This window comes from Paenibacillus wynnii (assembly GCF_000757885.1).
Taxonomy (GTDB): domain Bacteria; phylum Bacillota; class Bacilli; order Paenibacillales; family Paenibacillaceae; genus Paenibacillus_AQ; species Paenibacillus_AQ wynnii.
On sequence record NZ_JQCR01000002.1, the window covers coordinates 225858 to 250917 of the forward strand.

The window sequence follows — 25060 nt, forward strand, 5'->3', positions numbered from 1 at the left end:
ATTTTTAATGTCACTTTAAGAAAAAAGGCGTATACTATTCGTTTAGAAACGTTAGGAGAGGATAAGGGTGCGTCATTTTTTACCTACTAAACGATTGGGATATCTGCTGCTGGCATTATTTATAAGCGGGTTTGTTTTAAACTTCATTTTACAGGCTGCCTCTTATGATATGAATATTATTAGAGTGTTTAATTGGATATCGGAGTTTTACTGGCTTTATTTGTTTGGCAGTCTGTTCTTTTTCTTCTTGCTGCTTGCAGTTGCGGCGCTTCTACCTAATATGTATGCGGGGCCCTTGGTCGTTTTTATGGCGTGTGTTACTCTCGGCTTTGTCGATTATAAAAAGCTGACCACAACTGGAGAACCGTTGTTTCCATGGGATCTGATGCTCCTCAAAAATGCCGGGGAAATGAGCCGGATTACCAAAGGGATGGTTTCACCGCTTGCGATTATAATGGCCGTTGTCCTGCTTGCAGGCCTGATCTGGCTTATCTTCAAACTCCCTAAGCTAACTATCCGGCTGCCGCTACGATTTACTTATCTGCTGTTATCCCTTTCCATGATCTGGGGATTTGGTCTAATGGTCGGAGGTCAGCATACACTCGCTTCTGCCATCCGCTACCAGAATATTTATTGGAATCAGAAGGTGAACTATACTCAAAATGGATTTTTATTTGCTTTTACAGGGAATCTTAGACAGGATTTAATCGAAAAGCCGGAGCATTACAGCCGGGAGACTCTCATGCAAATTGCCAAAAAATACAATTCGTTGCCGGATATCGCATCCGTTTCTACACCTGTAGAGCAGCCAAATATTGTATATATGATGGACGAAGCCTTTTTTGATGTGACACGCCTTCCTGCTTTTACATGGAGTGAGGATCCCTTAAAGTTTATCCATTCGAAGGAAAAGTTAAGTCCATCAGGAGAATTGTTATCACCTGAATTCGGGGGGAATACCGCTAATATTGAATTTGAGGCGTTAACGGGGATGTCGATGTATTTCTTGAAGGACGGTTCAATTCCCTACCAGCAGAAAATTGTGAAAATGTCCTCGTTGCCTTCTATTGTCAGCATCCTCAAAGACAGGGGCTACAAGACGCTGGCGGTTCATCCTTTTGATGATACCTTCTACAACCGAAATCGGGTCTATCCGATTCTTGGGTTTGAACAGTTTACTAGCGAACAGGAGATGCAGAATGGTGGACGGATTACTCCGAATGGATACATCTCCGATAGGTCTGCCGTTCAAGAGGTTGTACAGGAACTGAAGGCATCTGACAAACCGACATTTGTACATTTAATTACCATGCAGAATCATTTCCCTTTCGTAAAAGGGATGAATGGGCCTAACACGATCACCGCCGAAGGAGTAAAGCCGGAACATAAAGAAGAGCTTGAAACTTATGTTCAGGATACAAAGTTGACAGATGAGGCGCTTGCTTTTTTAGATCAGGAGCTAAAGACCATTAAACGTCCAACCATTGTAGTATTCTGGGGGGACCACTTGCCCGCATTGTCTGCCGGAATCTACACACAAGCAGGCTGGGACAGCAATTCAAGAATGAAGCATGAAACACAGCTTCTGTACATCGCTAACTTTGATATCGGCAAGCAGCCTTTGGGTACACTTAGTCCTGCCTTTATCGGGCCGTCTATTTTTAAGTTAACCGGACAGTCCCTGCCAGCCTACTACAAGCTCCTGGAAAAAGTGCAAGAGGAAATCCCCGGATTAAGCAAAAATGTGCTTGTGGGCGCATCCGGCGATATCATAACCGGCTTAACCGCTGCACAGCAGGAATTGCTGAATGATTATAGGTTGGTAGAGTACGACATGCTAGAAGGAGAAAATTACTCACAGAGCCTGCTTTTTTAAGCAAGGCTCTTTTTTTATGAAGTGAGACCCCTTTTCCAATCTAGGTGAAAGCCCAAATAGTTGCCTTTTTGTTATCCAAACTTTAATTATTGTTATTTATCTCTGAAGCAGCTATAAGTATGATTAATCCGTAATGAAAACCCTTACAAGGAGGAGTGAAAATAATGAAACGCATGAAAAAATTAGGTCTCAGCAGCTTGGCTATGGTAATAATGAGCTGCGTTTTCCTGACATCATCGGTTTTCGCAGCTTGGGAATTTTGGGAGCCGCTTACTTATTTCAATTCAGCCAACTGGACCAAAGCAGACGGCTATTCCAATGGTGGCATGTTCAATTGCACCTGGCGGGCCAACAATGTATCTTTTACCGCCGATGGCCAACTGCGGCTTGCACTAACCAGCCCGTCCTATAATAAATTTGACGGGGGTGAATTACGTTCTGTGAACAAATACGGATACGGCAAATATGAAGTGAGTATGAAGCCGGCCAAGAATACAGGAATCGTCTCCTCTTTCTTCACCTATACCGGCCCGTCTGACGGAACGCCTTGGGATGAAATCGACATAGAGTTTCTAGGCAAGGACACTACAAAAGTTCAATTCAATTATTTCACTAATGGTGTCGGCGGGCATGAGAAGATTATTAATCTCGGATTTGATGCCTCTCAAGGCTATCACACGTACGCTTTTGACTGGCAAGCAGGTTCTATCAAGTGGTATGTAGACGGTGTGCTTAAGCATACCGCAACCAGCAATATTCCAACGCATGCCGGTAAAATCATGATGAATATCTGGAACGGCACCGGTGTTGATTCCTGGCTCGGAGCTTACAATGGAGCCAATCCTTTGTATGCCTACTATGACTGGATGAAATACACCAGCAATTAATTGCCTGTGACACTACAAGAAACCGTATTCAGTGAACAGGCAATTTCCTGTTCACACTGACATACGGTTTCTTGTATTACGGGAGTTCCGTCTATCTATTATTTCTGGGAATTTTGGGAGAGATACCAGTTGTTTACTTCCTGAGTAATCTGTTCGCCGCCGTATTGCGACCACTTTTGTACAAAAGAGTCAAAGCTCTCTACCTTCATATCGGAGAAGATGATTTTTTGGAAGGTCTTTTGCTCCAGTTTTCGTAACAGCTCCCAACTGGTTCTCATCGTCTTCGTAGGCGGCCCCGTGAACTGCTCCTTCTTAGAGGACTCTTTCTGAGAAAATAGCACTGGAATAATGGAATTAGGAATGGCTTTGAACACTTTGGAAGGAATCCGTGCACCATCAAAGGTCAACGTGTAGGACGCTACCCTTAAGCCTCCTTGCGGCAGGTATTCAGGTTCAACGGTTGGGCTGCCTTTGATCTCGGTCCAGTCATACTCCTTGGCAAGTCCATGCGTAAACTCACCATTTGACGTAGCATAATAATCAAATAGATAATTCTGGTAGATGAAGAAAACCTCTGGGTGCTTCATCTTCTTATTAATAAGTATTGCCCCGTTGACCGGTAGCGTCCCTCTTCTCTGAACGACCCCTGTTGGTCCTGCCGGAATGGGAACCGCTTGTACAACAGCATCTGGATAGCTGTTCTTTACGTTCGACAATGGCCAGCCATCCATCCAATATGGACCAGCGATAATACCGGCCTTGCCATCCGTGAATAAGGACGCCGCACGCTCTTCATCGAACCATTCACAGTCAGGAGAGATAAATCCTTTGGACACCCAATTCTTTAACAGATCCAGTGCTTGCTTGGTCCCCGGAGACGTGGATCCGTATTGCAGTTGTCCATCCGCTTGCATATTCCATTGTTCGGGAACCGCTCCGAGAGCGCCAAAGATCCAACTGCTGTCTCCCATCCAAGTACTGGGGCCGTTTCTGAATCCCAGGGACAGGCCATACGTATCTTTTACACCGTTGCCGTCCGGATCTTCATTAGTAAAGGCGTCCATGACTGCTTCAAGCTCAATAAAGGTCTGCGGAACAGGAAGGTTAAGGCGCTTGAGCCAATCCTCACGAATCCACAGAATTGGATCAGCCGAATACTCATAGTCCAGAATTGGAATGGCATATTTTTCACCATCACGAATGTAAGAATCCCATACGGAGGGTTCTTCATCCATGGCGCTTTTCCAAACCGGTGAAGCATATTGGTCAAATAACTCCCCAACGTCAATGAATTGGCCCGAATCTATTAACTCATGAATTAATTCATGATCCCTAGTAGTCACAATATCTGGCATATTACCCTTTACCAGTTCCAAACGGAGTTTATTTGCGTAAGCTTCATTAGAATCGGGAATGGTCCATAAATAGCGTATCCGGATACCAAGCCTTTCTTCCGTCCAGCGTGTATGTACATTATTTTCTAAGTTTTCTCCTTCCTTAAAATTAATATCAGGATTGACGGAACCAACGGTATATAGATCTACTGGCGGTACGAACTTCCCCAGTTCTAAGTCATAATGAGCAACATCTTGCTTGCCGTCCAAGGTTGAATTTGCCTCGGCACTGCCATCGCTTCCGCTAGAGCATCCAGCGGTGAATGAGAGTATAAATGTAATCAATAATAGCAACCGCATATTCTGCCTCCCGATTGAGTGCTACCCTAGTTTCTATTATATTTTTCAGTAGTATATCATAAAAAAAAACGTATAAATATGATATACTCTCTAAATTGTATACGCTTTAATAAAGGATGATTCTCTTGCCTATCCGCGTTAATTTATTCATAAAAATGGTTGCCATTCTGTTTTCCATTATATCGATCACTTTATTTTTTTACGGAATCTCCTACCGGAAAGACATACGGGTCATTACGAATCAGATCAAAACTAGCGATTTGAACCATTTGGACTTTTTGACAGAGCAAATGGATAACAATATCAATCAGCTGGCGGGAAGCATATATACACTGCAACACGACCCAACAGTACGCGACTATGAGCAAATTCAGAAGCTCGGTCACTTGATAGACCCTAGTCAAACGATACTGACCGTACTGGAGAAATTGTCGCTCCAAACCGGCTCCAGCACTTGGGAGAACCGGATCTTGATCTACAATCCTCAGAACAAAGAGACGCTTTCCTCAGATTCGGCACTTGCTTTCGACACCTCCGTTCTGCAGCGCGTTTTGGCGCCAGGTTGGGAATATGTTTCTCCCGGGACTGCAAACGGTCAGAATGGTGAATTTCGCTTACTTCTCTCCGATCCCTCCGACTACAGGGAAATGCCCGAATTGGCAAACATGATTCTCGAGGTACGGTTTCCGGTGGCAAATATCGAGAAAATGTTCAATAGCTATCAGTCACAAAATACGGGGAACACCTTTCTATATCATGAGAGACTAGGGTTCATTCAGCCCCCGAATTCAGAGGAACAGCTTGCCCGGACAATTGCGGAATCCATTCCGAATATCACGGACTCCACAGAACTATCCGCAGTAGTTAAGCTGAAAAATGACAGTTATCTGGTCAGCGCTGTGCGGTCATCTACACTCGGATGGTACGTGATCCATTACTCGTCGATTGAACAGATCCTTCAAACGATTCAAAGCAATCGGTACTCTTTCCTTATCGCTTCGGCTGTAATGCTGGTCTTGAGCCTACTGTTCTCACTGCTCTTGTTCCGCCAGGTACAGCGCCCGGTAAGTCTGTTGCTCCGAGCATTAAACCGGATGAAGGAAGGCCAGTGGTCGACCCGCATTCATATGAAGACCAATAATGAATTCTCACTGTTGAATGAGGAGTTCAATGAGATGGCTGCCACGATTCAATCACTGATTGAACGTGTCTATCTGGAACAGCTGAGTACAAAGGATGCTTATCTCAAACAGCTGCAGTCCCAGATCAATCCACACTTTTTATACAACTGCCTCTTTTTCATGAAAAGTAAGGCCAGCATTGGTGATACGGAATCCGTAGAGGCCATGGCGCTTAATCTTGGCGAATATTACCGCTATATCACCAAGATGGATCATTCCCTGACAACGATCGGAGAAGAGATGAAGCTGCTTGAGAACTATTTGGCCATTCAGAATCTTCGAAAACAGAGGATTCAATATGAGATTGATATGCCCGCTGAACTATTGGAAGAACCTATCCCCCGGCTGCTCATTCAGCCACTTGTGGAGAATAGCATTATCCATGGGGTCGAAAAGAAAAATGGACTTGGCGTCATTCGCATCATCGGCGTGCGCAATCCATCGGCAATGATCATTTCCGTCGAAGACAACGGAACCCGAATGGACGAAGGCAGGCTCGCAGAGATGTACACCCAACTAACCGCCTCTCTGCGAGAAGATCACGGGTGTGGGCTTTGGAATGTACAGCAGCGCCTGAAGCTTCAGTTTGGGGAGCTGTCCAATATTCACTTAACTGCATCTGAACTTGGCGGACTCAAAATAAGTCTTTATATACAACAGAAAGAGGCAGAGCATGCAGCAAATTCTACTCGTTGACGATGAGCCCTATGTGGTGGATGATTTATCGATTTCGATTCCATGGTCGGATCTACAGTTTGAGCAAGTTCACATAGCATACTCTGGAATGGAAGCTCTGGAAATTCTCCAGCAGCATCCGATTGACATCGTGATCACCGATATCAATATGCCTGAGATGTCAGGGCTTCAATTAATTGAAACCATCCGCAGACGCTGGAAGCATGTCAAGATCGTACTGCTTACAGGATATGCTGAATTTGAATATGCTAAGCTGGCTATTGAACAGCAAGCCAGCGCTTACCTTCTTAAGCCTATTAGCAACATACAGCTTGTAGAGGTTATAGAGCAGCTCCAAATGGAGATTAACCGCGAATGGGAAAACTGGTCCTCGTATCACCGTACTCTGCAGACTTTTCGAGAGCATCTCCCCCTGCTTCGAGACAGGCTGCTGAATGACTTGCTGCAAGGGCGACGAATTTCCCCCTACCAGCTCGCTGAACAAATGGATAAATTCAGCCTTCCGTTCACTTTGGAGGCTCCGGGCGCAATTCTTGTTGTGCGTCTGGAAGATTTCTTTCAGCAACATGACCTGAACAGCATGATACTATTTGAATATGCCATTGTGAATATTGCGAACGAACTGTTCCAGGAACAATTCTCCATTTGGTCCTGTAAAGATGTGCATGAATATCTGGTGTTTATCCTTCAGCCCAAAGTACCGCTCTCCGCTAATGAATCCCATGATGTTCATAAGCAGTTGGTTCAAACCGCCTATCAGTTGCAGAAAAATGTAGGCACTGTAATTGGAGGCGGCATCTCTGTCGTAACGACGGGTTGGGGAATATTCCCGGACAGTGTGCACGGGCTGTACCAATCCGCAGTCTCGATGATTCGTCAGCACATTGGAAATGAAACCGGCCTGTTCTTGGACGGCAGTGAATCGGCTGTTTTCCCGGAAATTCAAACGCTGCAGTCGCTGTACGAACCGCCCACATTATTTCATTTGTTTGATACGAACCATTGGAAGGGCATAGAAGAGAAGGTACTGACCATCATCACCGAGTTAAAAAAACGCAACGAGCATTCTCCCGAGCATATTCAGGAAGCAAAACATTATCTGGAAAGTGCCTTCTACTATTTTGCTCATAAAAACAACAAGCTGCTAGGTGATATAATCGGTAATGCGCTGCTGGAGGGCAAGCTTCTTCATACGCCGGACATGCTGCAGGAGTGGGCTTTTGATGTATTGCATCGGTTACAGGAGCACTTCGACACCGAACGCAAGGATATCCGCTCCGTTCTTATTCGGAGTATCCATGATTATATCGACCGCAATTTGAATTACGTCTCGCTGCAAGCTATAGCTGACCATGTTATGTTGCATCCAGTCTATCTGTCAAAGATCTACAAGCTGGAGACCGGAATACGCATAAGTGATCATATCAGCGGGGTCAAAATGGAGAAAGCTTCTTACCTTCTGATGCATACCCCACTAAAAATATATGAGATTTCATCGGCATTGGGCTACTCTAATGCGCATTATTTCATCAAGCTATTCAAAGAATACAGCCATATGACACCACAGGAATTCAGGGACCGGTCCAATTAATGGACGGTCCCTGTTTTTATTTATCATATAAGTTGTTGTATCTCTTACTCATCTAAAAGCAACTCTAATCTCATGTCGTTTGCAATCAGCCATTTTCGGTATCCAGTGGCTCTCCAGTCCCTGACCATCCAGACTCACTTGAACCTGGTTATCCATGGATCGATGAAAGCCTTCCGGCTTGCTGATGCTCACATGGTACGTCGTTTCATTTAGATTTAATACGAACTCCAGTGAACGCTCTTCTTCTCGCAGAATAGGATTGATTATAATTCCCTCTGGCGTGTGCTCCACCCCAAGCGCTTCTAACAAAGACAGCGTAAGCCAGGTAGAGGTTCCACTCAGCATCGGACCGATGTTCTCCCCCGTTTCACTGTTGTTATACTGCGTGCAGAATCGGGGGTTTCCGCAGAGGCTGAACGGATCTTCAAGCGTCCGGTACGGAACTGTAATGTCCAAGAGCCAATAGCCGAGACGTCCGAGTCTTGCAGCGAGTTTCCCATCATTCACAGATCGAGCTGCCTTGAACATAGATGTAGTCGCCATCATGCAAGCATGCTTGAACACCCCGCCGTTCTCCCGATCACCGGGGAAGTATTCATCAGAAGCGGTATGGGATGATACCTTGCCCAGTGCAGCAGGCGTGACAAGCTTAAGGCCAAAGGGAGTTTTCAGCCGCTGTTCGATTACATCCAGCATGGTCTCGATCTGTTGCTCACTTGCGCAACCGGACAGAATGCTCCAGCTGAACGAATTCAAGAAATACGAGCCGTCTATTTCCGGATCGGCGGACAATCCGTCTCCACCCGCCCCCAAATAAGTAAACGCACCATTCTCATACCGGTTAAACAGCACCCGCGCAAAAAAATCACCTTTCCAGGCATGCTCCTGAAGTCGCATAAACAGCTGGCTGCTGCGCTCTTCCAATTGCTTCGCATAATCGCTATCTCCCTTGCGTTCCGCCAAATCTATCATTTGATCCATGGCCATTTTGAGCAGGAATGCATTCATAACGCTTTCGGAATAATTATTTTCCAGTGGGTCACCATACATCCCGGAATTCTTGATCTGCTCACGGTACCGTTCTTCCTTTACTATTCCATTTATACAGGTCTCATCGAGCTTGAGGCAGTCATTCCAGTCCGCATAATCCAGCAGCGGAAGTCCGTGTTTGCCTACTGAAATTAAGCCGGAATAGACAAGAATGGACTGTAGAGTCTGATAAACCGGGCGTCTTTCGGACGATACACTACCCGCAACTACACATTCTTCGTCCAGAAAACCGATATCACCTGTTAAGTTAATATAACGGGAGACGGCCTGAACCAACCATAAAGCATCATCCGACCATTTCCCCGCTTCTTTACCTGTCCAGAAAAAATTGTGGTAGGCGAAGCCGAATTCAAATACCATGCTGGTCCATTCCTTAAGGAGTTGCCGGACCAGTTCTCCTTGACCCATTCCTGTAAAATAATACATGGAGGCATACATATCCTGAATCTCCCGAAAGCCGATTTCCCGGTATCCTTTCTGCGTTTGGCAAAAGGAACGGGAAACAAACGACTGGTACAGAACCTGAAAGGGCAAGTTCCGATTTACATACGTATTAAAGTCTTCATTTTGAGTATTCACTTGCAAGTAGTTGCTGTACTTATGAACAAATTCTTGATTTTGTGTCAATGCCCGATCTACCTCTGACGGGTCAGAGAATCGTACCGTAAGCCGCTCTACTTCCTCCGCCAGAGTGTGATCCCCCCAGTGAGGGTTCGCTTTGTCTGAAACAAGGCCTGTGAAATGGTCGGTCATCACCGTCTCACCCGCATTGATTTCTATTTGAGCCGCTACGGCAAAAAAGCCAGGTCCCTTGCGATAAAGAGAGTTGCTTAGTTGTAACGCGCCTTGAGGCCGCTGAAGCGTGCCATTTCCCACAAATTCGTTGTAATTCAGGCAAAACTCCCGTGGGAACTGCGGCTGGCCTCCATTATGGACCATGAGGGTATGAAATCTGCGGTCGGTTCTCCCTCCTTCAGGGTAATAATCGGGGCTGACCGCCGCCAAGGCTCCGGTTTCATCCTTCAGAATCCCTCCCTGCATAATAATATTGCTATAGAGTACATCCTCGAACAACGCGCCGGGAGCCGCTGAACCGAACATTCCTGTATATACCAAACGAAGATTTCTTACCGCTTTTCCGCTATGGCTTATGGTGATGCGCTGTACTTCAGTGGCTAGTGGCAGACCCTCCATTTGCGGAAGAATGAAAATCGTACGTAGAATTGTAAGTCCGCAGGTGGTAACGTATGTAATGGTCGTGTAATTCTGTGAATGGCAGCACACAGCGGAAATGATATTGGGATCCCCAGGTTCAGCAGAATAAAAGATCTGGCGGCTATCTTCATACAGATAAAACTGCCGGTTCGCGGGAAATCCGTTCTCCTCCTGTCGCATATCCCAACGCGTGGCGAGTACCTGCGTTGCGGCATGTGAACGGAAGCTGCCTCCACCCAAGCGGTCGACTACACTTTTAGGTGTTGTCTGCAGAGGATGGGCATAACCGATCCTGTTACCGAGCAGTAGATTAACATGGAAATGCGGTCCGGGCGACGGAGCCATCAAATCAACTTCGTGTCCCCCCTCGCCATTCAACGAACCTGCCCAGCCTTTCACATTCAGCAGTATCTGCTGAATTTCCCGGGTGGTATCTTCTGGAATCTCAGCCTTCTGCACCCTTGATGGGCAGACAAACAGTTCGATTTTCTGATCGCTCCACCTAATCAAAGCAGAGGTTTCCTCTGTGGTCAGACCAAGCAGAAATGAAGCAATGGCTGAGTGCTTCATTATCTCCAAAACTGCCGGTGCTTTGTGTGGTAAACCGGAAACCCCGATAACCGATTGCTGCTCCGCATCAGTATAAATCGCATCCACCATGTCCTCTGGTGAAATCTGGCTTGGGAACAGCTCCCGAAGCCGAGCCTCGGGACTCCCTAGATGCTGTCTTGCTATATGATGTACTAACATGAATTTCCTCCTTTTATCCCATACAGATATAGGCAAGCCGGGTACCCGAATATCAGGGACCGCCCTTCTTGCCTCCATCCGATGAAATCTTGTGTTTTTGCTAGATTAGCAATTAGAGCCTTTGGATCTTAATTCTGTGGTGATGGACCGTTATTGACCAAGCTAATATCGTCAATATTCACACTTAGGTTTCCAATAGCTGCATCCATGACTTTTCCCAGTTCAAAGGATATTCGTCCGATTGTTGTACTGTCGGGTGCAACATCAAACACAATCGTATAGGTCTGATATTCAGTCCCGAGCTCAATGATTTTGCCGCCATACGCGTGCCATAAATAGTTATTAGCCGCATCAAGCCAGCCTAGACTGATATTCATTGATCTTGCTGTTGTAGCTTTAGCCTTGAACGTGAGTGTATAGCGGTTGCCGTTGATGTAATTGGCACCTTCATAAAACACCTGTCTATCCCAAGGATTGTTACCTACGGTGCCAACATTGATTTGCAGGGATTCATCTACATTCTCTATCGAGAGCTGATCGCTGTCCGTAGAGTAGCTGCTCCAACCTTGAAATGCTGTTGCAAAATCACCATTATCCAGCAGATTGGCTCCGGTTGGTTGCTCCCCTGTAACCGGAGTCAAACGTACATTATCCAGTTCAACAGAACCGCTTGCTCCACCCATTAGAAATAAGAGTTCCGCACTTTGGCTCACAGAATCGCTCACTATAATCTCTACACTGTAGTCAGTTATTGTATTTGTCAGTTGGACCACCTGGCCGTCGGTGTAGGTCACGTCTTGGGAATTCCCTGTATCCAATTCAATCTCCAACGGACGGTTAAGATCTGATTTCGCCTCAAATGTTAGGTTGTATGTTGTTCCTGGCGTTAGTTCCAGATCGCCTTGCGACAGGATTACTCCGTCTGTTGACTCTGTGCTGCCCGTAATATCTACATTTAATTTGCGCTCCATAAGTGGAAAAGACAAGACATTGCTAACCCGGGCTACAGAAGCAGCATCGGCTTCCGCTGCGAAGGACCAGAACGCCATGCGGTCCGCCCCTTGATCAAAACCTCCATTATATATCAGGTTTCCGTCCGCTAAAGGTACTCGAACCTGCGGCAGCGGTTCTGTCTCTACCACTCTCACATTGGCAAAATAAGCGTCGATATCACTCAAACCAAGATTGAATTCGAACCGGACATTATTATCCGTCGCTTTATTCATAGTGAAACTATATTCGTAAGACTGCCATTCATCGCTAATTTGGTAGTTTTTCTCTCCTGAATATGCGGTCCAACTTCCGCCGAATTGCGTCAGCTTCGTCATAAATGACCGTTCCCCATCCGCCTTGGCGTCAAAGGTAACCTTATAAGCTTTTCCCTTCTCCAACAGCAGCGGCATCTGCGTCAGCTGGAGGGAGTAATTCTGCGTGCCTGCCTGATCAACGACAACCTTCGCGACCATGTCCTTGTACGTATCTTCAACGACACTTACAGTACCATCTCCACCGCCATTCAAAAGGAACTGCCAATCCTCCGGAACCCCGTTCATGGTATTTCCCGTGAAACCACCGTTATAGATTTGATTACCGTCTGCAAGTGGAGTCCGCTGCGGAACGCCCATCGAGGGGTCCACAGGACGTGTGCCTGTCACATCCGGCAGCAACTCCAAATCTTTGTACTCGTACACCCGTACATAGTCCACATACATTTGATCACTTTGGAAATCATTCTTTGGATTTCCAGGCCAATCTCCGCCAACGGCGAGATTCAGAATCATATAGAACGGACGGTCAAACGGTGCGGGATATGTGTAATAATCACCCTGCCCTTCAGCTTTCGTGCCCCAATCATTAGTCTCAAAGTACTTGTTGCCATCGACATAATAACGGATAACTCCAGGCAGCCATTCCATCGTAAACTCGTGATAATCATCTGCAAAGGTCATGCCTTCCGGGAGCACATATTCCGCAGTTTGTGAGTCATGCGGAACATCATAATGCAGCGAACCATGAACCGTTCTTGGATATTTGCCGGCATGATCCGGATCACTTCCCACCGGTCCGGTTAATTCCATAATGTCTATCTCACCTGATCCAGGCCAAGGTCCATACTGCTGCATCTCATCCGTCGGCATCATCCAGATCGCCGGCCACATCCCCTGCTGTATGGGCAGCTTGGCACGGACTGTGAACTTCCCATAAGTCCAATCCCCCTTCATTTTGGAGGTCAGCTTCGCGGAAGTGTAGCTTCTGTTCTGATAATTCTCACTCTTGGCTTCAAGAGCCAGAACACTGTTTCCGGACTCTTGGCGAATAGTCGCGTTATCAGGCTTGTAATATTCCAATTCGTTATTGTAGACCGTCCCAGTATCTTGAACGTTCCACTTGCTAGTATCTATAATGCTGCCATTAAATTCGTCATTCCAGATCAGCTCCCAGGGATCTGCGGGCGAAGAAGACGGAGCTGGAGTACTTGTTGGAGTGCTTGTTGGAGTACTTATTGGCTCACTTACTGGCGTGCTTACAGAAGGGCTCGCCGGTGTACTTGTGGGCTGGGCCGTTCCTTGAAGAAGTTTAAGTTGCACTCCCCGTTCAAGTGGTTTGCCATTCAGAAGAATGCCATCCGTAAGTACTTCCAGCAGAGCAATAGTGCCGTTATTCCTAATGCTTGATCCTGCCGCTTTCAAGTCAATGGTTACTGAGTCCACCCGCGAACCGGTGGACAACTCCAAATTTGCTTTCTGCGTGATATAAATATGTTCAGCTGAAGAATTGCCGGTCAGCGCCACACGGACAGGCCCACTCTTCTTCCCGATAGATAGATCAGATAATTTCGAATCGCTGAACACAACTGAGTTTACACCGCCACCCAGAATAAACGTTTTTCCAGAGACTCTTACATGATCGAATGCGGCTTCTCCATCCCCGACCCCTTCCGATACATAAAGATCACCTTGAATTTCTGTATTCTTCAAGATAACACCCGGACGGTTAATGATTACATTGCCTTCAACCTTCCCAAGCGTATACTCACCATCCACCATGCTCATCCAACCAATCATTTGATTCAGAAGAAAGGCCGCCTCGGCGCGGGTTATCGTCTGCTTTGGGTTCAATTTCCCTAATGGATCGCCTTGCAAATAACCTCCTGCCAGCATGGACTCCACTGCCGGTTTGGCATAAGTGGAAATGGCATTTCCATCTGTGAACTTTTCTATTCTGGCAACAGATGACTCCTTCAGTTGAAAGGTTCTGGCAAGGAGCAGCATGCTGTCCTGACGCAAAATGAATGAACCCGGATCAAAACGCCCATCACTATAACCGCTGATTAGACCCGCCTGTTGAGCCTTCAGAACAGAGTCTGCATACCAGGCTGATGTCTTCACATCGGAAAAGGTGGCTTCTCCCTTGTCCACATAATGAAATACGCGGTTCAGCATCGAGACAAATTCGGCCCGAGTAACAAAGTCATCCGGATGAAAACGGCCGTCCGTGTAACCGGTAACGATCCCGCCTTCTTGAAGCTCGGTTACCGCTTCCCCGGCCCAGTGGCCTTGCATATCTTCAAAATACACCTTACTTGAAGGAATCCCCCCGTTTAAAGAACCGGCGGCCCCTATGGATGCGGCAGAAGAAACAAGCGATACAATAATACTGAAAATCAGAAGTATGGAAATCTTTCTGTGATGCAAACAAACTCCCCCTCTTGGAATCAACCTCGGTTATTATTTAACCGTTCTGTTTTAGTATAAATTTGACCCCGAACGGGTTATATACCAATTCATTAGCTTAGATAACAAAAATACAACCTTAAATGGTTTGTAAAAAAGAAAGTTACTATAATGATCGCTTTAATGTCAGCTAAGTTTTTCGTTCGTGATCAACCAAACCATTGTCGGCACCGCAATGCCGAGAATTTTTTCCACTATCGCTACAGTGCTTGTCAGGAAGTTATCTGATATTTAAGGCAGGAAACCCTTCCTGTTGGCGGGAACAGTCATTTTTATAATCGGGGCCTTACGGCATTTAACCCATTCGCAAGTCGGCCTTCTGGTATATAATTCGAGAGGGGCGGCTATAGAGCCACTAGAAGGAGGTTTTCGATAATGTCTTTTTCTTATCATACATATGATGCTATTGGACTTGCAGAGCTCGTCAAAGCACGTGAAGTTTCGCCCCGTGAGCTGGTAGAAGCAGCCTTCGCCCGCATGGATGAAGTCAATCCGGTGCTAAATGCGGTCGTGCGTACCCGCCGCGAAGCTGCCCTGAAGGAAGCAGATGAAATGCCAAGGGGTGACTCCTCCCGACCTTTTGCAGGGGTTCCCTTCTTACTTAAGGATATCTCTCAAGCGATTGGCGGAGAACCGCTCACCTCCGGGGCTTTGCTGATGAAGAACCATATAGCCAAACGAGACTCTAATTTCGTGGCCCGTATTAGAAGCGGCGGCTTTATACCGCTTGGACATACAAATACACCTGAATTCGGACTTAAAAATATTACCGAATCCGTACTCCACGGCCCCGCCCGCAATCCTTGGAACACCGAATTTTCTCCTGGCGGTTCGAGCGGCGGTGCAGCAGCGGCGGTTGCTTCGTGCATCGTTCCGGCAGCAGGAGCCAGTGACGGCGGGGGATCCATCCGAATTCCGGCCTCGTTTACCGGCCTATTTGGACTCAAGCCAACACGCGGACGCACACCAGTCGGACCGGGAATCGGGCGCCAGTGGCAAGGCGCATCCATCGACTTCGCGCTGAGCCGTTCAGTAAGGGACAGCGCTGCAATGCTGGATCTGCTGCAGACCCTGCAGCCTGAGGCAGCTTTTCACACCCCCCTCTACCCGGGGCAGTATTTGGACGACCTATTGAAGCCTACTCCCAAAAAGCTGCGAATCGCATATACAACGGTCTCTCCGGTCGGCACACCAGTAAGCGAAGAAGCTGTAAGAGCGGTTCTAAAAACCGTGAAGTTTCTTGCAGATGAAGGGCATGAAGTAGAAGAAAAGCTAAGTCCGGTGAACGGTGTAAGACTCATGGAAAACTATTATACAATGAACGCTGGAGAGGTTGCAGCCATGTTCGTCTCGCTGGAGGGAATGCTTGGACGTACTATTTCTGCCGGGGAAGTCGATATCGTAACCTGGGTACTCGGTGAAGCCGGTAAAAACGTTACCGCCGCCGAATTTATCCACAGTCTACATGAATGGGACGTTGCAGCCGCTCAAATGTCTGCACTGTTCAAACGTTATGATCTTTATGTGACCCCTACCAACGCCGACTCCGCTCCAAAAGTCGGTGAGCTTACCCAGCGGCCAGATGAAATCGAAAAACTGCTGCAAGTAAGCGACATGTCCAAAGACGAACAGCGGCGGATGATTTACACCATGTTCGAGCCGAGCCTTACCTACACCCCTTTTACCCAGCTTGCGAATCTCACCGGACAGCCGGCAATGAGCGTCCCTGTGCATATGACGCCATCGGGTCTGCCGGTCGGCGTTCAGGTGATGTCTTGCAAAGGCCGAGAGGACCTACTGCTTCAGGTGGCTGCACGGCTGGAAGAGTCCGAGCTATGGGTGGGAATGAAGGGTAATCCTCTTATGCCGTAAAAGAAAAGCCTGTTTGAAGCCGAGCTGGACCCGGCATTTCAAACAGGCTTATTCGTATAAGATCTATTAGTTCGCTGCATAAAGCGGGAACCAAGCAACTCATAACCTACAGCATCTGGATGGAAGACCATTCTAAGCCAGGATCCAGCGTAGTTGAGTCTTACCCATAGGTTTCTCATCAGTTAATCAGCCTTTCAGGCAGAGGTCTATTAAATCATCTACATGTGCTGTCGCTAGACATTCGATCGTGTCGGCTGAGCCGTAATAGATTTTGACCTCACCGTTATCCTCTAGAATCATACCGCCCGGAAAAATAACGTTGTTACGGAATCCCCCATCGATCTCGTAACTGACTTCGGGCGCAAGCAGCGGTTCTTTAGACATGCCGATAATTTTCTTCGGATTATGGAGATCGAGCAGCATAATGCCAGCAGTATAGCGTTTTTTCCAAGCTGGCTCCCAGCCATGTTTACCTCTTGCGGGATCAATATCCACCGCGTGAAAGGTCGTTAACCATCCCTTGTCCGTCTTCACCGGAGGTGCAGCAGGGCCCACTTTATCATTAGCGAACGGAACATGCTCCACTCCAAACAGAAGGTCCGAGTTTCCCCAATACTTTAAGTCCGGAGACTCAGAGATCCAGGTATCAAAACGATCCAATCCGCCTCTGCTGTACACTGTAAAGGGACGCTCTAAACGTACATAATTTCCGTTGATTTTCTCTGGGAACAACACCATGTTGCGCAGGTCCGGCGAGGACAAACTCAGTATTTCAAAATCCTCAAAGTCATCCGTAACCGCAATACCGCCTCGGATCCCGTGTTGTGTATCTACTGCAAAGCACATATAGCAGCGGCCATTGATGACAGTCAGCCGCGGGTCATAGGCTCGGATAATTTCTTCGTCATGCAGCTTGAAGCATTTCTTGGAGCTGACTTCCCAATGAATACCGTCTTCACTGAACGCAATGCCAAGGTCCGTTGTATGATGCGGCTCAATGGTCTGATCCTTCAATGAACCGTAATCATTACGGAATACCATTACATATTTTCCGTTGAACTTAGTCACTCCGGCGTTAAAGACTAACGCTGTTGAATATGGCACACGTGCAGCATCCAAAATGGGATTCTCGGGATGACGGTGAATGAACTTGCTGGAATGAAGTATACTGGGAACCTGAACGGTCATGTTGTAATCCTCCTAATATATAAAAATAGCGGACGCAAACCCTCTTGGATTTATCCCTTAAGGGAACCTGCCGTCATTTGCATGAATGATTTGTTAGCAAAAACATAAGCAACAAGTATTGGCAAAATGGACAAGCACGCTCCAGCCATCATATAGTGCGTCTGGGATGCGGCTGAGATTCCATACTTCAGGTTCGCAAGGCCAACAGTCAGTGTCTGAAGCTCAGGCTTGGTCATCGTGAACACGAGCGGCAGCAAATATTCATTCCAAGCACCGCGGAAAGTGAATAACGCACCGACGCCAAGGCCCGGCCCGAGTAGCGGAAGGATAATTCTCCAGAAGGTCCGTCCGAGTGAACTACCGTCAATTTTTGCGGCCTCATCAAGCTCCTTGGGGATTCCCTTCATAAAGCTGAGCAATATGAAGAAGATGGAAGCATGGGCAGAGATCAGAATCAAAATGACCCCCCATAAGGAACTGTGTAAATCCAGCTTCACCATTAGGTCGAACTGCGGACGCAGCACAACCGCCCCGACTGCAACAAACATCGTAAAAGCCTGCATGCTGACATATATTTTTTTACCAAAAAAGTCCATACGATCTACTACATAAGCCGCCATGGAAGCAACCAACAGTGTACCTACCACCGCGGACAACGCGACAATTAAGCTGTTAAGGGTATACGTTGAGAAATTCGCTTGCTCCCAAGCCTCAGAATAGTTCGATAAATGCCATTTGTCCGGCAGCAAGGTTGCACCGGTTGTTAGTTCGATATTTGTCTTAAAGGAACCCAAGATTGTTATAATAACAGGAATCAAAGTGATCAAGCCAAAGAGTAGCAAAAAGACCCACAGTACCGTATTTCCGAATATTTTTTGTATTCTCATCGCATATCTCTCCTCAATCGATCCGATTCATTCGTCTGGATGCATAGAAATAAACCACTGAAACCATCCCGACAATAATCGCGGTAACGAACGAGACTGCACTGCCGTATCCGAACTCCTGCACTTGAGTTGAGGCTGCACCGCCTCCGAGCGGGAAGAACAATTTGTACAGATAGAGAAACATGACTTCCGTCTTTCCTACCGGTCCACCCTCCGTCAACACCATGATGCTCTCATAGCCCTTCAGCGCAGTAATGATAGCCAGCATAATAATCATTTGCATCACGGGCCCGAGCATTGGAAGCGTAATAAAGCGAAATTGCTGAATTTTATTGGCTCCATCTAGTGAAGAGCTCTCATAAACATCCTCAGGGATATTCTGCAGACCCGCCAGGAAGAGTAGCATATAGTTGCCGACCGCCCCCCATACTGCAACCAATATAACGGTAAGCATGGCGTGCTTCGGACCCAGCCAGTCAATACCGGCGGCTGAAATATTAAATTTAATTAGGAACTGATTCAGTATTCCGTTATAGGAGTTAAATATGGTGAAAAAAACCACGGCCATAACCGCTGTACTGATGACAGTAGGCATAAAAAAAACGGCCCGGAGCACATGCTTTCCACGAAGTCCGCGATTAAGAATTGCAGCCAACAACAAGGAAAGCGGAATGGAGAGCAATAACTTGCCTCCTGCATAGACAAAGGTGTTAAGAACCGAATCCCAGAACTGGGTATCATGCATAATACGTGTGAAATTGTCTAGACCGATAAAGCGTGCCGTTCCATACCCTTTATAGTTGTAGAACATATAACGGAACGCCCAAGCGATAGGGTAAATTCCCAGAACCAACGTTAGGATGGCGCTCGGAAACAAATAGCTGTACGCAAAGGTTGCATTCCTAATTTTGTTGTTCATGCTCTCTCTAGGCTCCTTTCCTATCTCTAAAAGAATAGGTAAGATAGGGGGATTTTCTCCCCCTCTTATCTTTTTCTCTGTTTCTATTTAGCGAATTTTCCACCTAGTATTGCTGGATCAAAGCTTGAGTCCGGTTCTGCCTTCAAACCATCGTTTGCAATCGCATCATCCAATGCCGCATTATAGCGTTTATTCAAATCTGTGATTACGGCGTCTATATCCCCACCGTTCAGCATGTATTTAAAGAACGCATCACTTGATTTCATACCTTCCGGTGCTACTGTAGGATAGACCGGCCACACGCCATCATATTTATTAGGAAGGAAGCCTTCGATACCATTCACTTGAGGAACTTTTGCGGCAGCACTGATGGTAGGAACCATCGAGATACCAAATCCGTTCTCCTGATAGTCGGTCAGCATTTGATCAGTGTACATGTATTCCATGAACTTCCAAGCCGCTTCTTTATGTTCTGATTTGGTGCTTAGTGCCAGCCATTGACCACCAAGGAATCCAGAGGCACCTTTTACAGTACCGTCGATAGAAGGTGCAGGAGCTGCAGCCCAATCAATTTTCGCAGGGAATTGTGAGCTGTATACACCTGGTTCAGAGGAATAACTCAGATACATTCCGATCTTGCCTTCGGCAAACTGTGCGCGGAGAGGATCAATATCCAGTGATTCCACACCCGGAAGCATACTGCCGTCATCCCTGATTTGCTTGAAGGCTTCGATAATCGGCTTGAATCCGGAATAATCAAATCGGGCCGTTTTAAAATCGTAACCAAACCCACCAAACCCACTCATTTCAGCAATTACACGTGCGGAGCGTGAAAGCGCACTTGTTGGGTTTTTAAAATTCAGCGCGAAGCCGTAGGCTCCGTCCGCTTTCCCGGCAACGGTCAGCTTTTTAGCAGTGTCTACAAGTTCCTGCAATGTTGTAGGCGGCGCTGTTACACCCGCTTTAGCGAATAGATCCTTATTGTATACCAGGCGCATCGTAGTGCCGAAGTTTGGCAAGCTGTAACGTTTACCGCCAAAGGTATTCAGTTCGTTCATCTCCGGAAACTTCGCTTTCATCTCATCTGTGAGGTATTCATCAATAGGCGCCAGATATTCTTTCAGATAAAAGGTTCCAATAGTATTCTCTTTCACTCGGATGACATCGGGAGAGTCTGCAGTTTGGAAGGATAGATCTAGCGCGGTGTCGAAGTCGTCACCTTTTACTACCAGTTCTACCTCAATGCCATCCGTATTCGTTTCATTGAATTTTGCTACTCTTTCCTTAATGAATTCAGCATCGTGACGGTCGCCGGTCCAATAGCTGATTTTGGTCTTTTCCTTTGGAACTTCTGTCGTACCCTCTGGACTGTTCTTTGTGTTGGTTTTAGTATTGGCGTTCGTGTTAGCTTCGGAATTAGAGTTACCGCATGCTGCCAAACCGAGTGCTAATACAATGCTTAATGAAGATAGAAGTAATTGTTTCTTCATTTCTGGTGTGCCCCCTTTTATTTCAATGCTGGTTTGCCTTACAACCTGATTATAGGTCAGCTCTGTATTTGACATAATGCGGGTAAGCCCACATTAAGGGCAGATTTCTGATGTACTATGGAAAATAACATTCTGCCCTGCCATGATCCGGTTAACGAAAAGAGGATGAACTCCGGCAGTAAACTCCGGCAATCCATCCCCGTCAGAACTCGAATTGAGTCTCCTTCAGACCTTACCTAAAAAAGATATTTTGAACTCTGAAGGTGTCATGTTTGTATACTTCTTGAATACATCACTGAAATAGCGTCTATGCTCATAACCAAGTTCCAAGGCGATCTCCTGTACCTGATACCCTTCGATCAACATACTTTTGGCCTTCTCCATCTTTTCATGCATGACAAATTGCTGGAAGGAAGTACCCACTACCTTCTTGAAAAGGTTCGAAAAATATCCCTGACTGAGATTGATTTGCTTTGCCACCTGCTCCAGCGATAAGCTTGTATGCAGATTTCCGCAAATATACACTTTAGCCTGACGAATAATTTTGGTCGATTCAATAGAGCGTTCTTCTTCTACCCAGCGGCAGCCTTCTGCGCACAAATCACTTAGCAGCGATCGAATTTCCATTAGTGTAGGATGTATGCGGTTCCTCAGCAGATTGACCTGCTGCTCCATGGGCTGCACCTTTTCATAGGGGAAGAGTTCCAGCATGACCCTGCAAATTTTATACGACAGCTCATAACCGATATTCTCCACATACTTAGGCTCCGGAAGCGGGTCGAGACTTAAGAGTTCATCGAAAATTCCTTGTAAAACAAGCTGGCTTTTCTCCCAATTTCCCGAGCGGAGGGCGAACAGGAATTCCTGCTCCGTGGCAACTGAATAATTACTCACAACTCTTGGCTTCTTTAGGATATTGGCATAACTATAGGCAGCATTTCCATCGGTGTAGAAATGATATGCCAATGCACTAAGAGCCTGTCCGTAGGAATTTGCAAGCTCATGGATGGTTGAAACACAGAGACCCATACCGATGGAAATCGTATTACGGGAATAATGGCTGACATTAGAGCAGCACGCTTCTATTATTTCTTCGGCCACCTCTGGATCTGAGCCATTAATAACACAGACATAACGATTCGTAGCTTCCCGGAAAATGATCCCACTCGTCCAAGCAGCTATCGTTTCTTCCAGTATATTTTGCAGACTGAACCGGACTAATTCGATCTCTTGAATCGGCTGTGTCTGATACTTCTCGGCAAAATGATCAATCTCCGCAATAAAGACAACAAAATCCTGCAGTGCAAGCGGAATGCCAAGATACTCCCAACGTGATTTCGCACTATGCTCTGAAGTCTGGTGCTGCATTAGGAAGGTTAAATATTCCTGCTGTAAAATAGGCAGACTTTCTTTGATTTTCCCCTCCATTGCCTTGGTTTTCTCCTGCTCTTCACGATCCTGCAAACATATTTGTTTTGCTTGGAGTACCACTTTTATGATCTCATCGAGGGAGAATGGTTTTTTGACAAAATCCATTGCACCCAGTCGTATGGCCTGTTGGGCATATGAGAATTCCGAGTAAGCGCTCAGAATAATAATCTTGCATAGAGGTGCAAACTCAAGAATAGCTTTCGTCATCTCCAGTCCATCCATACGGGGCATTCGAATATCGGTAAGCACGATATCAGGCAAAGTTTCACGAATTATACTTAGTCCCTGTTCCCCGTCCAGTGCTGTGCCTACGATTTCAATTCCGAATTCCTGCCACTGCGGTTTGCGGGAGATCATATCGACCACACTTTTTATATCATCAATAACGCATACTTTAATGGGCTTGAGATGTTCCATAGGCTTGCTCTACCCCTTCCTTTACTGAGTTTATAGGGTTCATGGTGGTTATGGGAATGATAGGTATCCATAGATCCGTACGGGAGCCCCGTCCCGCTTCACTAGACAGCTTCATCCGTGCTTCGTCTCCATAATAAAGCTGTAGCCGGTGCCTGATATTAACCAGGGCATACCCTTTTTTAGAGACCGTCCTCTCTGCCATTCCCTGTTCCACTTTTTGTATATCCATTCCCTTGCCGTTATCCTCGACTACAATGTGCAGCATCGCTCGCTCTACCTCCAGAGACACCCTAACAGTGATATAACCTCCCGTTCTTCGATCCGTAAAGCCGTGCTGAATACTGTTCTCGACGATCGGTTGAAGCAGAATTTTGGGAATGGGGAACGACAGCAACTCATCCTCCTCAACAATCACCTTATACTCAAATAAATCCTCATAGCATTTTTGTTGAATAGCGCAATATTGCTGCACATGGGAGAGTTCATCCTCGAGCGGAATCAGATCTTTGCCGCCGCTTAAGCCCAGTTGGAACATTTGCGACAAGGCTAAAATCATCTCGTTAACATCGTCATTCTCCCCGAGGACTGACTTGCAATATATTGTATTCAGCGTGTTATACAGAAAATGAGGTTCCATCTGTGCAGTCAACGCACGAATTTCAGCATGCCTTTTGCCCTCTTCGTTTGTCCTTACATCATCAATCAAGTTCTTAATTTCGTTCATCATTCGGTTAAATTGAAAGCCGACTTGGGCAATCTCATCATTATATTTACTTTCAAAAGAAACACTTAATTGATTCTCTTCTACACGCCGCATCAGCCTGCTAAGTTTGAACAATGGCTTTAGCAACGCGGCCGTCAAGGTATTGGAGAAAAACCAAGTAGTCAGCAGAAATATAGCAATTACATAAATCATCGTGCGTTGCACACCCTTCAGCTGTCCGAGAAGCTGATCCTTAGACTGCATACCTGCCACAATCCAATGGGGTGCTGCAGTCGATGGTTTGTAGTTGACTAAATAATCCTTACCATCAATAGGGTAAAAAAATCTTCCTTGGCTCCCGTTTGTGCTTTCCTGCAGAAACTCCGGATTTTGGGGTAGCTTCTGATGATAAGGCCCATTGTTCTGGACTACATCTTCCCCTTCCTTATTCAAAATAAAGTAATTACGGTCATTCTTCGAATTATTCTCATTCAATAAGGAAGCAATCTTATTCTCTCTTAAATTCACGACGATAAACACATTGGTAGTGGGAGTATTATCATAAATCCCCCTTACGACAAAAGAGATCACCCGCTGATTACCTGTAAAAAGCCGGTCAAAATGACCTTTTGCCCAGTAGCCGCCGGGACTTTTTTTGCTATTGTCATACAATTCCGAACCATAAAATGAATTTTCCTGAGATCGAATCTGTGTCGTTGAATAAAAGTCACCGATCGGCGTTGCAATGAGGACGTTCTCAATAATGGGCTCGTTAAACGTCGCTTGCGAAAGGACATATTGCATCCTCGAAAGGTGAACATAATAGTTGGTTACATCATGGGCCTGAACATCAATCATCATTTGCCGATAGGCGTCACTTAACATCAAGGACTGCACAGACATAGCCACATCATTTAACCGATAATCCAATAGCTGGGTAGTCTTGTCCACCGTTTCCTTACTAGTTTCAAAGGCGTTATTCTGTATTTCCTTACCGGCTATCCGATAGGTCAAGGTTCCCATTGCACTGATTGAGAGCGTTATCAAGACTACAAAGGAGAGGAGTACTCTTTGTTTAATAGAAATCTGGTAATAAGTATCTCCAAGCTTCGCCCAGATCAGACTATACCAGTTCTTGAGAGTTTTCATGAGAATTCCTTTCTACACGTAAAATGAATGCCACTTCTCGTCCCCTGTACCATACGACCGATTCCAGCTAGGTGTCAATAGAATTACCTCCATGCATACTTCAAAGAAACCCGCCATGCAAACTCGCCATCCAACCAGGCATCCGGCAACGCCGGAAGCCGCTCTATATAACCTTGATGAGATTAAGTAGCATCTCAGCTTACCGCCGATAATATACGCATAGCTATGTCCCAGAATATGATTTAATAGATTTGACAAGCTGTTAGTTAGCTTTGTAGTTATATTTCATTATAACAAGACATCGTTTTAAAGAGCAGAAAATCGTAAAAC

The 25060-nt window shown here is 46.2% G+C and carries 14 protein-coding genes; 5 read left to right on the forward strand and 9 right to left on the reverse strand.

Annotation, left to right across the window (positions count from 1 at the left end):
- Window positions 1-67: 67 nt before the first annotated feature.
- Window positions 68-1876: an LTA synthase family protein gene (locus tag PWYN_RS03960; protein ID WP_052087733.1), complete on the forward strand. Its 1809-nt coding sequence runs from the start codon at window positions 68-70 to the stop codon at window positions 1874-1876.
- Window positions 1877-2049: 173 nt separating this feature from the next.
- A complete protein-coding gene (bglS, locus tag PWYN_RS03965) occupies window positions 2050-2763 on the forward strand; it encodes a beta-glucanase (RefSeq protein ID WP_036653169.1) in 714 nt (237 codons plus the stop codon).
- A 98-nt stretch (window positions 2764-2861) separates the two neighbouring features.
- Here the strand turns inward: bglS and PWYN_RS03970 are convergent, their stop codons facing one another.
- On the reverse strand, window positions 2862-4457 hold the full coding sequence (locus PWYN_RS03970) for an extracellular solute-binding protein (protein WP_036648768.1): 1596 nt from the start codon (window positions 4455-4457) through the stop codon (window positions 2862-2864).
- 125 nt (window positions 4458-4582) lie between these two features.
- Here PWYN_RS03970 and PWYN_RS03975 point away from each other — a divergent pair, with 125 nt between their 5' ends.
- Together PWYN_RS03975 and PWYN_RS03980 are read left to right on the forward strand one after the other, a co-directional pair.
- Window positions 4583-6334 (forward strand): sensor histidine kinase, encoded by a 1752-nt coding sequence (locus PWYN_RS03975; RefSeq protein ID WP_052087734.1) that lies wholly within the window; start codon window positions 4583-4585, stop codon window positions 6332-6334.
- Complete coding sequence (locus PWYN_RS03980) at window positions 6312-7925, forward strand: response regulator (protein WP_036648770.1); 1614 nt, start codon at window positions 6312-6314, stop codon at window positions 7923-7925. The genes PWYN_RS03975 and PWYN_RS03980 overlap by 23 nt, the downstream gene beginning before the upstream one ends.
- Window positions 7926-7973: 48 nt before the next feature.
- Here the strand turns inward: PWYN_RS03980 and PWYN_RS03985 are convergent, their stop codons facing one another.
- Complete coding sequence (locus tag PWYN_RS03985) at window positions 7974-10940, reverse strand: GH36-type glycosyl hydrolase domain-containing protein (protein ID WP_036648773.1); 2967 nt, start codon at window positions 10938-10940, stop codon at window positions 7974-7976.
- A 128-nt stretch (window positions 10941-11068) separates the two neighbouring features.
- Window positions 11069-14635, reverse strand: a complete 3567-nt coding sequence (locus PWYN_RS03990; RefSeq protein WP_036648775.1) for an S-layer homology domain-containing protein — start codon at window positions 14633-14635, stop codon at window positions 11069-11071.
- A 414-nt stretch (window positions 14636-15049) separates the two neighbouring features.
- On the opposite strand from PWYN_RS03990, the gene PWYN_RS03995 reads away from it, so the two are divergent.
- Window positions 15050-16546 carry an amidase gene (locus PWYN_RS03995; protein ID WP_036648778.1) on the forward strand — a complete coding sequence of 499 codons (1497 nt, stop codon included), beginning with the start codon at window positions 15050-15052 and terminating at the stop codon, window positions 16544-16546.
- A 186-nt stretch (window positions 16547-16732) separates the two neighbouring features.
- Here the strand turns inward: PWYN_RS03995 and PWYN_RS04000 are convergent, their stop codons facing one another.
- From PWYN_RS04000 to PWYN_RS04025, 6 genes are all read right to left on the reverse strand, one after another.
- Window positions 16733-17734: a glycoside hydrolase family 130 protein gene (locus PWYN_RS04000; RefSeq protein ID WP_036648780.1), complete on the reverse strand. Its 1002-nt coding sequence runs from the start codon at window positions 17732-17734 to the stop codon at window positions 16733-16735.
- A 50-nt stretch (window positions 17735-17784) separates the two neighbouring features.
- Window positions 17785-18621, reverse strand: a complete 837-nt coding sequence (locus PWYN_RS04005; protein WP_036648783.1) for a carbohydrate ABC transporter permease — start codon at window positions 18619-18621, stop codon at window positions 17785-17787.
- Window positions 18622-18634: 13 nt separating this feature from the next.
- On the reverse strand, window positions 18635-19540 hold the full coding sequence (locus PWYN_RS04010; RefSeq protein WP_036648785.1) for a carbohydrate ABC transporter permease: 906 nt from the start codon (window positions 19538-19540) through the stop codon (window positions 18635-18637).
- A gap of 83 nt (window positions 19541-19623) precedes the next feature.
- Window positions 19624-21030: an ABC transporter substrate-binding protein gene (locus PWYN_RS04015; RefSeq protein WP_036648787.1), complete on the reverse strand. Its 1407-nt coding sequence runs from the start codon at window positions 21028-21030 to the stop codon at window positions 19624-19626.
- Window positions 21031-21255: 225 nt separating this feature from the next.
- The gene (locus PWYN_RS04020; protein ID WP_036648788.1) at window positions 21256-22878 is read right to left on the reverse strand and encodes a response regulator; all 1623 of its coding nucleotides are present in this window, start codon (window positions 22876-22878) and stop codon (window positions 21256-21258) included.
- Window positions 22856-24730 (reverse strand): sensor histidine kinase, encoded by a 1875-nt coding sequence (locus PWYN_RS04025; protein WP_084146583.1) that lies wholly within the window; start codon window positions 24728-24730, stop codon window positions 22856-22858. The genes PWYN_RS04020 and PWYN_RS04025 overlap by 23 nt, the downstream gene beginning before the upstream one ends.
- Between the last annotated feature and the right edge of the window lie 330 nt (window positions 24731-25060).

Excerpts from the sequence above, each read along its gene's own strand:
- bglS (WP_036653169.1), top strand. The coding sequence starts at position 2,050 with ATGAAAAAATTAGGTCTCAGCAGCTTGGCTATGGTAATAATGAGCTGC.
- PWYN_RS03970 (WP_036648768.1), bottom strand. The coding sequence starts at position 4,457 with ATGCGGTTGCTATTATTGATTACATTTATACTCTCATTCACCGCTGGA.
- PWYN_RS03980 (WP_036648770.1), top strand. The coding sequence starts at position 6,312 with ATGCAGCAAATTCTACTCGTTGACGATGAGCCCTATGTGGTGGATGAT.
- PWYN_RS03985 (WP_036648773.1), bottom strand. The coding sequence starts at position 10,940 with ATGTTAGTACATCATATAGCAAGACAGCATCTAGGGAGTCCCGAGGCT.
- PWYN_RS03995 (WP_036648778.1), top strand. The coding sequence starts at position 15,050 with ATGTCTTTTTCTTATCATACATATGATGCTATTGGACTTGCAGAGCTC.
- PWYN_RS04000 (WP_036648780.1), bottom strand. The coding sequence starts at position 17,734 with ATGACCGTTCAGGTTCCCAGTATACTTCATTCCAGCAAGTTCATTCAC.
- PWYN_RS04005 (WP_036648783.1), bottom strand. The coding sequence starts at position 18,621 with ATGAGAATACAAAAAATATTCGGAAATACGGTACTGTGGGTCTTTTTG.
- PWYN_RS04010 (WP_036648785.1), bottom strand. The coding sequence starts at position 19,540 with ATGAACAACAAAATTAGGAATGCAACCTTTGCGTACAGCTATTTGTTT.
- PWYN_RS04015 (WP_036648787.1), bottom strand. The coding sequence starts at position 21,030 with ATGAAGAAACAATTACTTCTATCTTCATTAAGCATTGTATTAGCACTC.
- PWYN_RS04020 (WP_036648788.1), bottom strand. The coding sequence starts at position 22,878 with ATGGAACATCTCAAGCCCATTAAAGTATGCGTTATTGATGATATAAAA.
- PWYN_RS04025 (WP_084146583.1), bottom strand. The coding sequence starts at position 24,730 with ATGAAAACTCTCAAGAACTGGTATAGTCTGATCTGGGCGAAGCTTGGA.